Annotated in this window: 13 protein-coding genes; all 13 read right to left on the bottom strand. The window is 65.3% G+C overall.

The features are described 5' to 3' along the window. The coding region (gene mdh / locus E6K76_04395; GenBank protein TMQ59526.1) for a malate dehydrogenase at nucleotides 1-788 on the bottom strand (788 nt) is incomplete at its 3' end. After that, nucleotides 781-1,074: a 50S ribosomal protein L27 gene (locus tag E6K76_04400; GenBank protein ID TMQ59527.1), complete on the bottom strand. Its 294-nt coding sequence runs from the start codon at nucleotides 1,072-1,074 to the stop codon at nucleotides 781-783. The genes E6K76_04400 and mdh, both read right to left, overlap by 8 nt. Further along, nucleotides 1,064-1,570: a 50S ribosomal protein L21 gene (rplU, locus tag E6K76_04405; protein TMQ59528.1), complete on the bottom strand. Its 507-nt coding sequence runs from the start codon at nucleotides 1,568-1,570 to the stop codon at nucleotides 1,064-1,066. Before rplU ends, E6K76_04400 begins: the two co-directional genes overlap by 11 nt. 37 nt (nucleotides 1,571-1,607) lie before the next feature. After that, nucleotides 1,608-3,173 carry an Rne/Rng family ribonuclease gene (locus E6K76_04410; GenBank protein TMQ59529.1) on the bottom strand — a complete coding sequence of 522 codons (1,566 nt, stop codon included), beginning with the start codon at nucleotides 3,171-3,173 and terminating at the stop codon, nucleotides 1,608-1,610. Further along, entirely contained in the window at nucleotides 3,155-6,076 is a 2,922-nt protein-coding gene (locus E6K76_04415; GenBank protein ID TMQ59530.1) for a TIGR03960 family B12-binding radical SAM protein, read from the bottom strand. Before E6K76_04415 ends, E6K76_04410 begins: the two co-directional genes overlap by 19 nt. Before the next feature lie 103 nt (nucleotides 6,077-6,179). Then, nucleotides 6,180-6,959 (bottom strand): ComF family protein, encoded by a 780-nt coding sequence (locus tag E6K76_04420; protein TMQ59531.1) that lies wholly within the window; start codon nucleotides 6,957-6,959, stop codon nucleotides 6,180-6,182. A 25-nt stretch (nucleotides 6,960-6,984) separates the two neighbouring features. Beyond that, on the bottom strand, nucleotides 6,985-8,148 hold the full coding sequence (locus E6K76_04425; protein ID TMQ59532.1) for a shikimate dehydrogenase: 1,164 nt from the start codon (nucleotides 8,146-8,148) through the stop codon (nucleotides 6,985-6,987). After that, the gene (gene lgt, locus E6K76_04430; protein ID TMQ59533.1) at nucleotides 7,848-8,738 is read right to left on the bottom strand and encodes a prolipoprotein diacylglyceryl transferase; all 891 of its coding nucleotides are present in this window, start codon (nucleotides 8,736-8,738) and stop codon (nucleotides 7,848-7,850) included. The genes E6K76_04425 and lgt overlap by 301 nt, the downstream gene beginning before the upstream one ends. Nucleotides 8,739-8,748: 10 nt before the next feature. After that, nucleotides 8,749-9,978 (bottom strand): rod shape-determining protein RodA, encoded by a 1,230-nt coding sequence (gene rodA, locus E6K76_04435; GenBank protein TMQ59534.1) that lies wholly within the window; start codon nucleotides 9,976-9,978, stop codon nucleotides 8,749-8,751. Nucleotide 9,979: 1 nt separating this feature from the next. Then, on the bottom strand, nucleotides 9,980-11,818 hold the full coding sequence (gene mrdA / locus E6K76_04440; GenBank protein ID TMQ59535.1) for a penicillin-binding protein 2: 1,839 nt from the start codon (nucleotides 11,816-11,818) through the stop codon (nucleotides 9,980-9,982). 3 nt (nucleotides 11,819-11,821) lie between these two features. After that, entirely contained in the window at nucleotides 11,822-12,316 is a 495-nt protein-coding gene (gene mreD, locus E6K76_04445) for a rod shape-determining protein MreD (GenBank protein TMQ59536.1), read from the bottom strand. Further along, entirely contained in the window at nucleotides 12,313-13,224 is a 912-nt protein-coding gene (gene mreC, locus E6K76_04450) for a rod shape-determining protein MreC (GenBank protein ID TMQ59537.1), read from the bottom strand. Before mreC ends, mreD begins: the two co-directional genes overlap by 4 nt. Nucleotides 13,225-13,243: 19 nt before the next feature. After that, complete coding sequence (locus E6K76_04455; GenBank protein ID TMQ59564.1) at nucleotides 13,244-14,281, bottom strand: rod shape-determining protein; 1,038 nt, start codon at nucleotides 14,279-14,281, stop codon at nucleotides 13,244-13,246. Nucleotides 14,282-14,336: the final 55 nt, after the last annotated feature.

The raw sequence follows: 14,336 nt of genomic DNA on the forward strand, positions 1-14,336 counted from the left end.
TAGATATCGCGGAACCCATATTCGCCGTTCAGATAGGCCGCCACCGGGAGGAGCCGCTTCTTATCCCGGAGGATCGACTCCGCCATTTGCACCGCGGACGCAGCCGGCGCGTAGAAAGCGCTGCCGGTTTGCAGGAGCTTCACGATCTCGGCGCCGCCGTCCCGCGTGCGCTGGACGATCTGGTCGAGACGCTCCCTGGCGACGAACTTCTCGATCGGGACGCCTCCGACGGTGGAGTAGCGCACGAGCGGCACCATCGTGTCGCCGTGCCCGCCCAGAACCATGGCCTGGATGTCCTCGACCGAGACTCCGATCTCGGCGGCCAGGAAGGAACGAAAGCGCGTGGAATCGAGCACGCCCGCCATGCCGATGACCCGCTCGCGCGGGAAGCCGGTCACGCGGTACGTGAGGTAGGTCATCACGTCGAGCGGGTTCGTGATCATGATCACGAACGCCTTGGGAGCGTGCTCGCGGATCGCCTGGGCGACGCCGCGGATGATGTCCGCGTTCGCCTTCAGGAGATCGAGCCTCGACATCCCCGGCTTCCGCGGCAGGCCCGCGGTCACGACGACGAGGTCGCTTCCCGCGATCGAGCGCAGGTCGCCGCTTCCTTCGATCAGCGTGTCGTAGCCGCGGACGGGGCCGGCCTCGAGCAAATCGAGCGCCTTCCCCCTGGCGACCCCCTCGACGATATCGACGAGCGTGATATCGCCCAGCTCCGCTTCGGCGAGGTACAGCGCGGCGGACGCACCGACGTTCCCCGCGCCGACGACGCCGATCTTAGGCACGGGCCGCCTCGGCCTCCGCGACGGCGGGATTGGGCTTGGGATCGATGGAGACCTGCATCCCTCGCTTGCCGCGCCGGGCGTACACGACGATGCCGTCCCTGAGCGCGAAGAGCGTGTCGTCCCTGCCTCGGCCGACGTTCAGGCCCGGCGCGACCGCGGTGCCTCGCTGGCGCACCAGAATATTCCCCGCGCGGACCCACTGCCCGCCGAATCGCTTCACGCCGAGCCGCTGCGACGCCGAATCGCGGCCGTTTTTCGAGCTGGATACACCTTTCTTATGCGCCATGCTTTCCTCGTTTTTCTCCTTTGGGCAGGCTGATGTCCAGGATCTTAACCCGCGTCAGGGAATCCCGGTATCCAATCTTCCGCCGGTACTTCTTGCGACGCTTGTACGTGCCGACCGTGACCTTGTCCCCCTTCTCATGGCCGAGCACCTGCGCCAGGACCGCGGCCCCCTCGACCAGCGGCGTCCCTACGTGAACCTGATCCGCCTCCGAAACCAAGAGGACGCGCTCGAACCTGAGCTCGGCCCCGGGCGCCTTGTCCACGTGCGGCAGGATGTGTTCCTCCTGCGGCGCCACCCGTAGCTGGAGCCCTTGGGCATGGATGACGGCGAAGCGCGGCTCGGCCTTGGATTCGGCCCTCGGTTCGGCTTTCGGTTCGGCCTTGGATTTGGCCTTCGCTTCGGCCTTGGATTTGGTCTTCGCTTCGGCCTTGGACTTGGCCTTCGCTTCGGCCTTGGACTCGGCTTTGGATTCGGCTTTCGATTTCGTTTTGGCCATGACGTTCCCTTTCCGCCCGGAGTCCCGGGACCCCCGACTAGCGTTCGAACTGCTTGGTGATCTCCTCGAAGGTCCGCCCGCGGAACAGGCGAATCTCGTCCCGCCTGAGCGAGGGATCGTCCCGGATCTCGACGCGGAAGCGGTAGTTCCGCTCGAGATCTTCCAGGAGATCCGAATTCTGCTCCACCAAATGCACGGCGAGGTCCGGATGCACCCGTAACAGGATGAGTTTCTCCTTGGCGCGGAGCCCGACCCGCCGGAGCATCCGCTCGATCCGGAGCGTCGCGGACGCGAGCGAGAGCACTCTCCCGGTTCCACCGCATTCCGGACAGTCCTGATTGAAATACGTGACCAGGCTCGGCCGCTGCCGCTGCCGCGTCATTTCCACGAGGCCCAGGTCGCTCACCGCGAACGTCTTCGTGCGCGAGCGATCCCGCTTCAACCGATTGCGAAGCGTGTCCAGAACCGCCTTCTTGTTCCCCTCGCTTTCCATGTCGATGAAATCGAGGACGATGATTCCACCCAAATCACGAAGTCTCAGCTGGCGCGCGATTTCCTCGGCCGCCTCCAGGTTGGTCTTGAGAATGGTGTCTTCCTGATTCTTCTTCCCGGTGAATCGTCCCGTGTTGACGTCGATCGCCACGAGCGCTTCGGTCTGATCGATCGTGATGTAGCCGCCGCGCTTCAACCAGACTTTGCGCTCCATCGCCTTCTCCAGCTCGGCCTCGATCCCGAAATGATCGAAAATGGGCTCCGCGCCGCGATAGAGCTTGATACGCGAGCTCAGCTCCGGAACGTAGTTCTTCAAGTAATCCAGGATCTCGCGGTACTCCTCCTTCGAGTCGATGACAAGCTGGGCCACGTCCTCCGTGAAGATGTCCCGGATCAACCCGGTGGTCAGCTCCATTTCCCGATGGAGGATCGACGGGGCCTTCGCCCGCTCGACCTGCTTTTCGATTTTGCTCCAGAGCTGCTCCAAGTACTTGATGTCGCTCTGGAATTCCTTCTTTCCGCGCTCCGAACCCACGGTGCGGACAATGAGCCCCGATCCCTTGGGCCGGATTTCCCGGATCAGCGTCTTGAGTCGGGTCCGCTCCTGGCGATCCTCGATTTTCCGGGACACCCCGATGTGATCGTGTCCGGGCATCAACACCAGGTAACGCCCCGGGAGCGAAATCTGAGTCGTCACGCGAGGGCCCTTGGTGCCGATCGGCTCCTTCGTAATCTGGACGAGGATCTCCTGGCCCTTCTGGAGCGCCTCCTCGATTCTCGGCGCCGGTTCATCGCGCCGCCACCGGCCGCGGCCCCCACCCCCGTCGTTTTGCTTCAGATCCTCCGATTCTTCGTCCTCGAACATGTCGTCGAGCTCGGAATCGGACGGGTGCAGATCGGACGCGTGAAGGAAAGCCGTCTTTTCGAGCCCCAGGTCCACGAATGCGGCCTGCATGCCCGGAAGCACTGCGTTGACGCGGCCCTTGTATATGTCGCCCACGCGGCGCCGGGCCTCGGGGCGTTCCACCATGACCTCGACGAGCTCTTTTTCTTCGAGGATTGCGATGCGTGTTTCGTGTCGACCGGCGTTAATTACGATTTCTCGGCGCATTCACCTCCGTAAGCAGGATCCGCCGCGTCCCCGTCAGCCGGATGGACCGGCACCGGCCGCCAGAACGACGATTCCTCAAGTGCTTCCAATGGATTCAAGACCGATCCGCCGCGCTCTACCCAAAGCGCTTCGCGATGGACGAGCAGGAGGCGGGGGTCGAATTCGAACGATTGAAAGAGGCTCCGGAGCAGAAGATCGGGCCTCAAGTAGCCCGGCGCGTGGAGCCGGCTCGAGACGCGGACGCAGAGCAGCGTCGATCCCGAATCGAGCGCGATCGCGGTCACCGCCGGCCGGGCGTTCACGGTCTTTCCCTTCTGCCCGTGCGATTGCTTCATCACCGGCCAGTCCGCCGCCTCCCGAAACGCCGCGACCCCTTGCTCCAGCTCCTGCCGTACGAGATGGACGTTCTCCCCGCGCGAGAGGCGATCCATCAGATAATTCGTGAGCCGCACTTCGTAGTCCGCCTGGGTGATCGCCGCCATGAGCGATTCGGTCTGACGCGTGAACGGGCTGCCCCCGGTGATCCGGATTCCGTCCGGCAGCACCTCGTTCATCGACTCGATCACGAGCCATGGGCACGGCTGTGCCAGCTCGAGATCGAAATACTCGGCGCGGCTCGTCGCGCCCAGCGAGAGCGGCGGTCCGTACGCGATCTTGGCGTGGCGATTGAACCCTTGCGAGAACGCCATCGGAATTTTCGCGACCCGGAGCGCGCGGTCGAAGATGCGCACCAGATCGAGATGCGACGTGAATCGCGCCTGGCCGAGCTTCTCGTACGAGACGCGGAATCGTTGGGCCTGGGGTCCCTTGTTCGAGGTGGGCCAGGTCTTGCGGCGGCGTCCGTAGGCCGGAGAGTCCGCGGAGCCCTTTCCCACCGCCCCGTTTCCATTCCCCGGCGGCTCCTTCTGCGGCTCGGCCTCAGGCGTGACTGCCCTGAGCGTTTCGATCGGCGCCTCGCGCAGCTCCTCGACCCGGTGCTCGATCATCTGCGGTGTCACGTCGTCCGGCACGCGGAAATCGAGCGTCTCGGGAAGCTGTCCCTGCCCCGGGGCGAGCTGGAGCGAGACGCGGCGTCCATCCCGCGCCTTGGGGGTGAAGCACGGCGCCCCGCAGCGGTAGCATGCGTGATCCCGGCAATCGGGCGTCAGGGCGGCGGCGTACGCCTTCGCCCTCTCTTGAAGAAGGAATTTCTTCACCACGGGCGTTCGGATGTGATCCCAGGGCAGCACTTCGTCCAGGTCCCGGGGCCTCAAATAGACGCTCGGATCGATTCCGGCCTGCTCGAACGCCTTCATCCACAGCCCAAAATTGAAGCATTCCGACCACCCGTCGAAGCGCGCGCCCATCCTCCAGGCCGCTTCGAGCGCGTCGGCGGTGCGCGCGTCTCCGCGCGAGAAGACCCCTTCGAGGAACGCCGTGTCGGGATCCCGCCACTTGAGCCTTACGTTGTTCATCCCCCGGAAGCCCTGCCGCAGCCTCTCGACCTTGCGCTGGAGCGTCTCCATCGAGTCCTGAAGCTCCCATTGGAACGGCGTATGCGGTTTGGGCACGTGGGGGGAGATGCCGACGTTGAAGTGCATCCGCTTGTTCCCCCCCTTCGCCCACTGCTGGCATTTCCCGATGATCTCCGCGATCCCGTCCACGTCGGCCTCGGTCTCGGTCGGAAGCCCGATCATGAAATAAAACTTGATCCCTCCCCACCCCTGGTCGCGCGCGAGCTTGACGGAGTATTCCAGCTCCGCCTCGTCGATCCCTTTGTTGATCACATCGCGCATCCGCTGGGTACCCGCCTCCGGCGCGAAGGTGATGCTGCCCCGGCGTCCCTGCTGGATCTTGTCCGCGACGGAGGGCGCGAGGGTGCCCACGCGCGTCGACGGCAACGACACGTTCACGCCCAGCTCGTTCGTGAAGCGATCGAGCTCATGGAGCACGACCGGAAGCTGTTTGTAGTCGGTGGTCGAGAGCGAGAGGAGCGAGACCTCGTCCCATCCCGCGTGCACGATCCCGCATTGGACTTCCTTCACCACCTGATCGGCGCGCTTCTCGCGGAGCGGGCGATTCATGTAGCCGGCCAAGCAGAACCGGCACCCCCGCGTGCAGCCGCGCATCACCTCGACCCCGAGCCGGTCGTGGGTGATTTCGGTCGGGGAGATGAGCGGCTTCTCCGGGTAGTACTCCGGATCGAGCGACGGAACGTAACGATACCGAGGCTTCTGAGTCGGGGAGTCGGGCTTGGGCTCCCGTGCCACGAACCCGAACGGGTTCACGACCTCCTCGAAGTGCGACGGAACATAGACCCCCTCGAGGGCGCCCAGCCGCCGGAGGACCTCGGCGCGCTTGAGTCCGCCCTCGCGCCGCTCGATCATGAGGTCGCACATCTCCTGGATGACCTCCTCGCCGTCCCCGATCACGAAGGCGTCGATGAAGGGAGCGAGGGGCTCGGGATTCACCGTGCAGAGGCCGCCCGCCACCACGATAGGGTCCTGGTCGCGTCGAGCGGCAGAGCGGAGAGGGATCTGCGCGAGGTCGATCATCGTGAGCACGTTCGTGTACGAAAGCTCGTACTGGAGCGAGAAGCCGATGAGGTCGAATTCGGCCGCCGGCGTGCGTGACTCGAGCGAGTAGAGGGGGATCCCCTCCGCACGCATGAGCTGCTCCATGTCCCCCCAAGGCGTGAAGCAAAGCTCCGCCATCGCGTCCGGGCGCTTGTTCAGGATGTGATACAGAATCTTGATCCCGAGATAGGACATTCCGATTTCGTAGAGGTCGGGGAAGCAAAGCAGCGCGCGCACCTTGACCGAGGCCGGGTTCTTCCGGGCGGCGTGGAGGAAGCTGCCTGTGTACCGGCTCGGCTTGGTCACGATCGGCAGATAAGCCTCGTCCAAAATACGCAGTTTATCCATGCCGCCCTCCCAGGCGTAGTCGTCGGCGTAATCCACAGTGGCTTAGCATGTTATGGTGGAACCGCAAGAGCACGACCCAAATCTCACCAAGTTTGAGAATCTATCATAAACTTCCGCGCCGCGGCAACGTCGCACTGATTTCCCGACCCTGCCGCGCCGGATCCCCGCCGTGGGATGCGGCGAGCGAGAGGACCCACGCGGCACCGGCCCGATCCAGAGCTTCCCCGGCCGCGAGGAGCGTGCTTCCGGTCGTCGCGACATCGTCCAGAAGGATCACCGGCCTGCCCGAGATCGCGGCCGGTTTCGGGACCCGAAACGCCCCCTTCATGCTCTCGCGGCGCCGCTCGGGATCCAGCCTCGCTTGAGGTTCGTGATCGCGTGTGCGCACGAGCGCGTCGACAACCGGGATTCCCCAGCGATCCGACGCGTCGCGTGCCAGGAGCGAGGCTTGGTCGAATCCGCGCCATGCCCGCCGGGCGGGATGAAGCGCCACCGGGACGAGGACGTATTCGCGGCCGATACCTTCACGAAGCCCGGGCGGCTCCGGGAGGAGCGACCCCACCCAGCGGGCGAGTGCGGACGCCCCCTCGTATTTGAAGGCGTGGATGATTCGATCGAGCGGGGGCTCGAATGCGGGCCCAGCGAGCAGGAGCCTCCCCGGCCCGTGCGCGGGGCAGACTCGCTCGGACAAGGTCGCCGCGCGATCGCCGTGGAGACAGTGAAGGCACAGGGCGACTCCCGACCTCCCGACCCGTCCGTCGCACGCCGCGCACACCTCACGATCGCGAGGCGGTGAGCCGCCGCAGCCGGGACATCTGCGGTCGAGCAGCATATCGCAGAGATCGCGAAAGCCGGCATGAATCGCGCGCTGAATCGGGATCACCCCGTCGCCTCCCCTCCCCCAAGAATCAAACCGCCCCGAGCAGCGCCTTCTTCATCGCGCCGACGGAGGGCTTCTGTCCCGTCCAAAACTCGAAGGCCGCCGCCCCCTGATGAATCAGAAGCGCGCCCCCATCCTGGTACGGAAGCCCGCCTTCGCGGGCACGCGCCCGGGCGGCTGCGGCGCGGGCGCCATAGTTGAGGTCGAGCACCGCCGCCCCGGGGGCATGAAGGCGCCACCACCGCTCCTCCTCATCGGAAACCGGCTCCGCGGGGATCGCGCGAATCATGAGGTCCCACCGGTCCCCTTCGCCCTCCGCCGCGCGATCGCCCCAGGAGGCCGAGGTGATCCGTGGCCCAAGCCCCCGCTCCGTCGCCGCTCGCGCGAGCGCCCGCGCGCGCTCGGGGCTTCGACTCACCACATGGACCGCATCCGGGCGAAGCGCGAGCAGCTTCGGGAGGATCGAGCGCGCTGCGCCTCCCGCGCCGATCAGGATCACGCGTCGTCCCGTCACCTCGATGCCCGCCTCCCCGATCCACGCGAGAAACCCGATCCCGTCCGTCGCGTGCCCGCGCCACCCCTCCCTCTCCCAGCGGAGCGTGTTCACGGCCCTGGCCCCTTCGGCCTCCGCCGTGCGATCGCGTGTGAGCGCGAAAGCCGCCTCCTTGTGCGGCGTGGTCAGGTTCAGCCCCGGCAGGCGCGCGCCGTGGAGCCCCCGCAGCGCCTGCTCGAGACAGGGAGCGGGAACCTCAAGGGCGACATAGACCGCGTTCATCCCCGCCGCGTGAAACGCCGCGTTCTGAATGAGGGGAGATTGGCTGTGACGCACCGGTTGGCCCAGCACCGCGTAGACCTGGGTCGCCCCGTCCACGCGGCCCACGCCGGGATCGCTCAGGCGGTCGGGTCCCGACGGGCCGGGGAGGGCTCCGGGTGCTCGATGTCCGTCTCCATGCCTGCGGGCTCGCGCGGAACCGATGTCGAGTAGACCCGATCCGCCGCATCGCGATCGGCGTGCTGGAGACGCTTCAGCATGAAGAGTGCGGCCATCACAAGCACGGCGCTGAAGACTTGGTTCACGTTGAAGGGGAACGGCCCGATCTTCCCGAGATAGCTCGTCGAATCGTAGTAGCGGGTAAAATCGATCACGAAACGCAGCACCGCGTCGAGCGCGATGTAGGTCCAGAAGAGGCATCCGTCGAAGCGGGGCAGCCGATCCCATCGGAGGAGGAGCACGAAAAGCGCGACCCCCGCCCCGGCGAGGTAGAGCTGCGAGGGCTGGAGCGCCTCGTTGGGGAAGACGAAGTTCGAATAGGAGCCCGGCGGGAACCGGATCGCCCACGGAAGGTGCGAGGGCAGGCCGAAGCAGCAACCGTTCAGAAAACAACCGAGCCTCCCGATCCCGATCCCGAGGGCCATGCTCGGCGCGGCGGCGTCGCCCACGCGCCAGACCGAAAGACCCGCCCGCCGGACGTAGAGGATCCCTCCCGTGATCGCGAGGAAGTACCCCCCATAGAGCATCAGCCCGCCTTCCCAAATCCGGAATACCCCGCCGAGGTCGCGCCCGTAATCGCTCCAGTGGGTGAGCACGTAGAGCCCGCGCCCCCCGACGATCGCGAGGACGAGCAGCAACAAGGAAAGGGTGCTCAGCTTGTCCTCGGGGAGGCCGCGCTCGGCGCCGCGCTTCAGGAAGAGCTGGATTCCGACGAGGAAGGCGATCGCGAGCAGAAGGCCATAGCTATGCAGCTCGAGACCGTGAAATCGAAAGAGGGTCGGATGCACCAAACTCTCCGGGTCAGTAGTCGCGCCAGCGCATCGCGACGTTCTGGATGAGGCCCACTTGTAAGAAGCTCGCCACGAGCGAGGATCCGCCGTAACTCAGAAGCGGCAGGGGAAGGCCGGTCACGGGCGCGAGCCCGACCGTCATCCATATGTTGACCAGCACATGGTACAGAAAAATCGAGGTCATTCCAATCGCCAGGAGGCCGCCGAAGCGGTTCCGGGCGCGATGCGCCACACGGATGCCGCGAAGAATGAGGAGCAGATAGAGCGATGCGACGAGCGCCGCGCCGGCAAACCCCATCTCCTCGCCGACGACCGAATAGATGAAATCGGTGTGCTGCTCCGGGAGGAAGGCGAGCCCTTTCTGGGTCCCGTGGAGGAACCCCTTCCCGAACATCTGTCCCGAGCCTATGGCGATCTTCGATTGGATGATCTGGTATCCCGCCCCGTAGGCGTCCGCGCCTGGATCCAGAAAGGTGGTGATGCGCTGCTTTTGATAAGGCTGCAGGTGATTCCAGATCTGCGGCGTCGCGATCCCCACGACCAGGTTGATGCCGACGACGAGAAGCAGCGGCAGAAGACGGATCCGGGACCGGTAGAGGATGATCGCCAGGACGCCGAGGAAGACCAGCCACGCCGGGGTGAGGAAAGAGAGCGCGACATTGGCGATCGGCGAGATCATGAAAAAGAGATAGAGAAGCGGCAGCCCCGCCCAGTAGAGCATCGTCAAGAGCATCGCGACGAACGCGACCGAGGTTCCCAGGTCCGGCTGCTTCAGCACGAGGAGAAACGGAATCCCCGCGGTCAGGATCGGCCGGACGAGATTCTTGATCTGGGTCCAGTCCTTCTTGCGATCCGAGAGCTGGCTCGCGAGGAGGATCACGGTCGCCACCTTCGCGAGCTCCGAGGGCTGGATCTTGATCGGTCCCCAGCCGAGCCAGCGCTGCGCGCCCAGCCCGACGTGCCCGATGAAGAGCGTCAGAACGAGGAGCCCGAGGCCCACTCCGTAGAGCAAGTACGATGTTTTTCCCTCGTACACCCGGTACGGAATGGCCGCGATGAGGCCACCCGCCAGGAGCGCGAGAAGAAGGTAGGCGATTTGCTTCAGATACAGCCCATGTTCCACCTTTGCGGAAGCCATCGAGGTCGCGCTGAAGACGAACGCGATCCCGATCAAGGTGAGAATCAACGTGGCGATGAGCAGCGGACGGTCGATGTCGGAGGAAAACCGCGGCTCGATCATGTCATCTCCTTGCTAAGACCGCGGCGCTCTCGGGCGGCGCGGGATGAAAGAAGGCTTCGAGCACTTTCCGCGCGATCGGCGCTGCCGCCGAGCTTCCGTGTCCCGCGTTTTCAACGAGCACCGCGACCGCGATGCGCGGAGCTTCCGCGGGGGCGAAGCAGATGAAGAGCGCGTGGTCTTTGCCGTGAGGGTTTTGCGCGGTGCCCGTTTTCCCCGCGACGGCGATCGAATCGATCCTGGCCTGGCCGCCGGTCCCGGACGGATCGGAGACCACCGACACCATGGCGTCCCGGACGGCGTCGAGGTTGTATCGGGACAAGGGCACGATCTGGCGGAGCGAATCGTCCGCCTGGCCCAATCCCGGAAGTCTTCCCGAGGCCACGCTCCGGATCACGTGCGGTTTCCACAGCGTGCCGCCGTTCCCCACGAACGCCGCGAGCTGGGCGAGTTTCACGGGCGTGAGCGATGTCTCCCCCTGACCGATCGCGAGATTCAACGTGATGCCCCGGCTCCACCGTCCCACGCCGAACCGTCGGTCGTACCAGCCCAGGTCCGGAAACAGACCCCGCCGTTCCTGAGGCAGATCGATTCCGGTCTTCTCCGACAATTGGAGCCTCGACATGAATTCGGCCAGGCGTTCCAGACCGATCCGCAGCCCGAGCTGGTAGAAGTACACATCGCACGACCGAACGATCGCGTCATGCATGGAGAGGAGGCCGTGCCCGTCGTGATTCCAACAGCCGAAGAGCCGGGTGCCGAACCGAAACTGTCCCGTGCACGACTGCGCGAACACCGTACCGGGGGTGATCGCGCCGGATTCCAGCCCCGCGAGCGAGGTGAAGGGCTTGAGAGTCGATCCGGGCGGGTACGCGGCTTGGATCGCGCGGTTGAAGAGAGGATAGTTCCCCCCGCCGCTCAGCTCGTTCCAGCGCTCCTGGGTGATGCCGGTCGAGAACTCGTTCGGATCGTAGTTCGGCTTGGACGCGAGCGCGAGAACCTCGCCGTTGCTCGGATCGAGGGCGACCACGGCGCCCCGGGCTCCCGGCGCGAAGGCGTCTTCGGCCGCGCGCTGGACGTCGAGGTCGATCGTGAGCCCGAGATCCACCCCGCGTCGAGGCAGGATGGGGCGCTTGTCGCCGAGAAGCTCGGCCTTGCGCCCCAGCGCGTTCACTTCCACGAAGCGTTTTCCGTCCTGCCCGCGAAGGAGCTTCTCGTATCTCCGCTCGATCCCCATCCGGCCGATGAGGTCGCCGCTCAGATAGTCGCCGTACCTGGGATCGACGAGCTCCTTGTCGGAAATTTCCCCAACGTATCCGAGCAGGTGGGACGCCATGAGGCCGAGCGGGTAGCGGCGCAAGGGCTCCGACTCGACTTGGACGCCGGGGAGCTGGTCCCGGTGCTCGGAAACGAATGCGACCGACTTGATGTCCACATTCCGCTTCAATCGGATCGGTAGGAAGGAAATCTTGCGTTCTCGCTGAATCTTATCCTTGAGGAACGCCGGATCCACACCGAGGATGGGCCCGAGGGCGGCGAGCGTGGAATCGATACGCGCGGGCGTCCGCGTGTAGGCCTTGTCGAACGGATCCAGCGTGACGGTAAAGGAAGGAACGCAGTCCGCGAGCAAACGTCCTTTTCGATCCCGAACTTCCCCTCGTGGCGCGGTCAGCACCTCCACGCGGATCCGGTTTCCCTCCGAAAGCTCCCGGTACCGCCCTCCTTGGAGCACTTGGAGGAAGAAGAGCCGCAGGAGAACGAGCGCGAAGATCCCCACGACCGCGAACGTGAGAGCCCGCTCGCGCCGCTGCCAGCCGCCGAGGGCGATCGGCTCCGCGCGCACCCGCTACACCTCGTCCGTGAGCAGGAGGGTCCGCGAGGCCCGCTCCACGGTGGCGAGGAGCAAACTTACCAGGATGCTCGTGTAGAGGGCCGAGGGAAGCGCCACGAACACGAATTGCCGCACGAGCGCTCCGAAGTCGCCGGCGGTATAGAACCCGAAGTAGATCAGGTCGTGCACCAGCATCGCGGTCACGAAGAAAAAGAACCGGACCCCGATGTTGGAGCGATGGACGCGGAACCCTGCCTTCGCGACGATGAAGCCCACGATGGTCTTGGCGAGGGCATTGAGCCCCAGCGGCCCGGGAGCATCCAGGTCCTGAAAGAGACCCACCGTGAAGCCGCCGATCACACCTGGAATGGGCCCGCGCATCCAGCTGAAATAGACCACGAACGCGACCAGGAGATCGGGCCTTACCCCGGCGATCGCGATCCGATGGACAAGGGTTGCCTGGAGGATGAGGACGACGAGGAGCACGAGCGCGTCCCGGAAACCCCTCACCGCCCGTCCCCCGCTCCGGCGCCTTCGCTTGGCGCCGGCGACGGCCGGGCGGCCGTGGCCGGGGGCGCGGCGCTATCGGGCTCCGTCGATTCCAGGGGCAGCATGCGCGGACCGCGACCCGCGCCCGCCGGCAGATAGACGAGCACTTCCTCGAGGCCGCGGAAGTTCACCGCGGGCTTGACCTGGACATCTTTCATGAGCCCGTTCTCGGCAATCCCAACGCGCGAGACGGTCCCGACCCGCACCCCTTCCGGGAAGACACCCCCCAGGCCGGAAGTGAACACCCAGTCTCCCGCCTTCACGTCCTCCTGCGAGGAAACGTAGAGGAGACTGAGGACGGGGTTCTCCCCGAATTCCCACTCCAATACCCCATCGACACGAGATCGCCCCACGCGCACGGCGACCGCGCAATCCCGGTGCAGAAGGGTCAGGGCCCTTGCCTCATGCGGCGAGACGCGCTCGATGCGTCCGACGAGCCCTTCGGGGGTGATCACCGCGCTGTTCGGGAGGATCCCTTCCTTGGATCCTTTGTCGATCGTGAGGCTTCCTCCGAGCCGATCCAGGCTCCGCGCGATCACCCGGACCGCTGCAAGATCGAAGGGATTCTCCTGCGAAAGCTCCAGGAGACGTCTCAGGCGCGCATTCTCGACCCGCTCGGAGCGGGTCTCGTCCACCTCGATCTGAACCTGAGCGAGACGCCTCTTGAGCTTCTGGTTCTCCCAGTAGACCCCGATGCCGGCGTCGACCCAGCCCACGACGGCGTCCACCGGGGCGAGCACGGCGTGCTGGACGAACCACGCGGCGCGCGCCTGCTGGCCGCGCCCGAGGAGCATCAGGGTGAGGGATAGAGTGCAGGCAATCGTGAAGGCCGCCCAATCGCCGCGGCGTGCGAACAGAAGCCGAAACATCGGGCCTTACGCCCGCCGCTCAGTCGCGGACGACCGACATGAGCACCTTTTCGTAGAGGGTAGGATCGTCGAGTATCTTTCCGGTCCCGAGGACGACACAGGTGAGCGGATCCTCGGCGACGGTAATGGGCAAATTGGTGGCTTCCCGCAACAGCATGTCGATTCCCTTCAGGAGCGATCCCCCGCCGGTCATCACGATGCCGCGGTCCACGATATCGGAGGCGAGCTCGGGCGGAGTCCTTTCCAGCGATTGCATCAGCGCGTCCACGATTTGCTGGAGCGGCTCGCTCAGAGCTTCTCGGACTTCCACCGACGAGATCTTCATCGTCTTGGGAATGCCCGCGACCAGGTCGCGGCCTTTGATCTCCATCTCCTCTTCCTGCTCGAGACGGAACGCCGAGCCGATGCGCATCTTGATCCCTTCCGCGGTCTGCTCCCCGATCAGGAGATTGTAGGCCTTTTTCACGTACTGGACGATCGCCTCGTCCATTTCATCTCCGCCGACCCGGATCGACTGCTGATTCACGATCGAGTTCAACGCCATCACCGCGATCTCGGTCGTGCCTCCCCCGATGTCGATGATCATGTTCCCCGACGGCTTCCCCACGGGGAGACCGACTCCGATCGCCGCCGCGATCGGCTCCGGCACCAGAAGCACCTCCCGCGCCCCGGCGTGCTGCGCCGAGTCCTGCACGGCGCGCTTCTCGACTTCCGTGATTCCCGAGGGGACGCAGATGATGATCCGCGGACGGACCCAGGTGCGGCGCCGGAGAGCCTTCTGGATGAACTCGCGGAGCAGATCTTCCGTCTTCTCGAAGTCGGCGATCACGCCGTCCTTGAGCGGGCGGACCGCCACGATCTCATCGGGCGTGCGGCCGAGCATGCTTTTCGCTTCCTTGCCGACCGCGATGACCTTGCCGGTGGTGCGATCCACCGCAACGACGGAAGGTTCGTTCAGCACGATCCCCTTCCCCCGGAGATACACCAGCGTATTCGCCGTTCCGAGGTCGATTGCGACGTCGTTGGAGAAGACGCCCATCAGCTGGTCGAGAAACATCCGTGCCTCCCGAATCTCGTGGGTCGACATGGTGGGCTCACTCCCTCCCTCCGTC

It is taken from the genome of Candidatus Eisenbacteria bacterium, from assembly GCA_005893275.1.
Classification (GTDB): domain Bacteria; phylum Eisenbacteria; class RBG-16-71-46; order SZUA-252; family SZUA-252; genus WS-7.

What these genes read in the sequence shown, in the direction of transcription:
- rodA (TMQ59534.1), bottom strand. Translation starts at nt 9,978, where the DNA reads ATGATCGAGCCGCGGTTTTCCTCCGACATCGACCGTCCGCTGCTCATC.
- E6K76_04410 (TMQ59529.1), bottom strand. Translation starts at nt 3,173, where the DNA reads ATGCGCCGAGAAATCGTAATTAACGCCGGTCGACACGAAACACGCATC.
- E6K76_04455 (TMQ59564.1), bottom strand. Translation starts at nt 14,281, where the DNA reads ATGTTTCTCGACCAGCTGATGGGCGTCTTCTCCAACGACGTCGCAATC.
- mreC (TMQ59537.1), bottom strand. Translation starts at nt 13,224, where the DNA reads ATGTTTCGGCTTCTGTTCGCACGCCGCGGCGATTGGGCGGCCTTCACG.
- E6K76_04400 (TMQ59527.1), bottom strand. Translation starts at nt 1,074, where the DNA reads ATGGCGCATAAGAAAGGTGTATCCAGCTCGAAAAACGGCCGCGATTCG.
- E6K76_04415 (TMQ59530.1), bottom strand. Translation starts at nt 6,076, where the DNA reads ATGGATAAACTGCGTATTTTGGACGAGGCTTATCTGCCGATCGTGACC.
- rplU (TMQ59528.1), bottom strand. Translation starts at nt 1,570, where the DNA reads ATGGCCAAAACGAAATCGAAAGCCGAATCCAAAGCCGAGTCCAAGGCC.
- E6K76_04425 (TMQ59532.1), bottom strand. Translation starts at nt 8,148, where the DNA reads ATGCCTCTTCTGGACCTACATCGCGCTCGACGCGGTGCTGCGTTTCGT.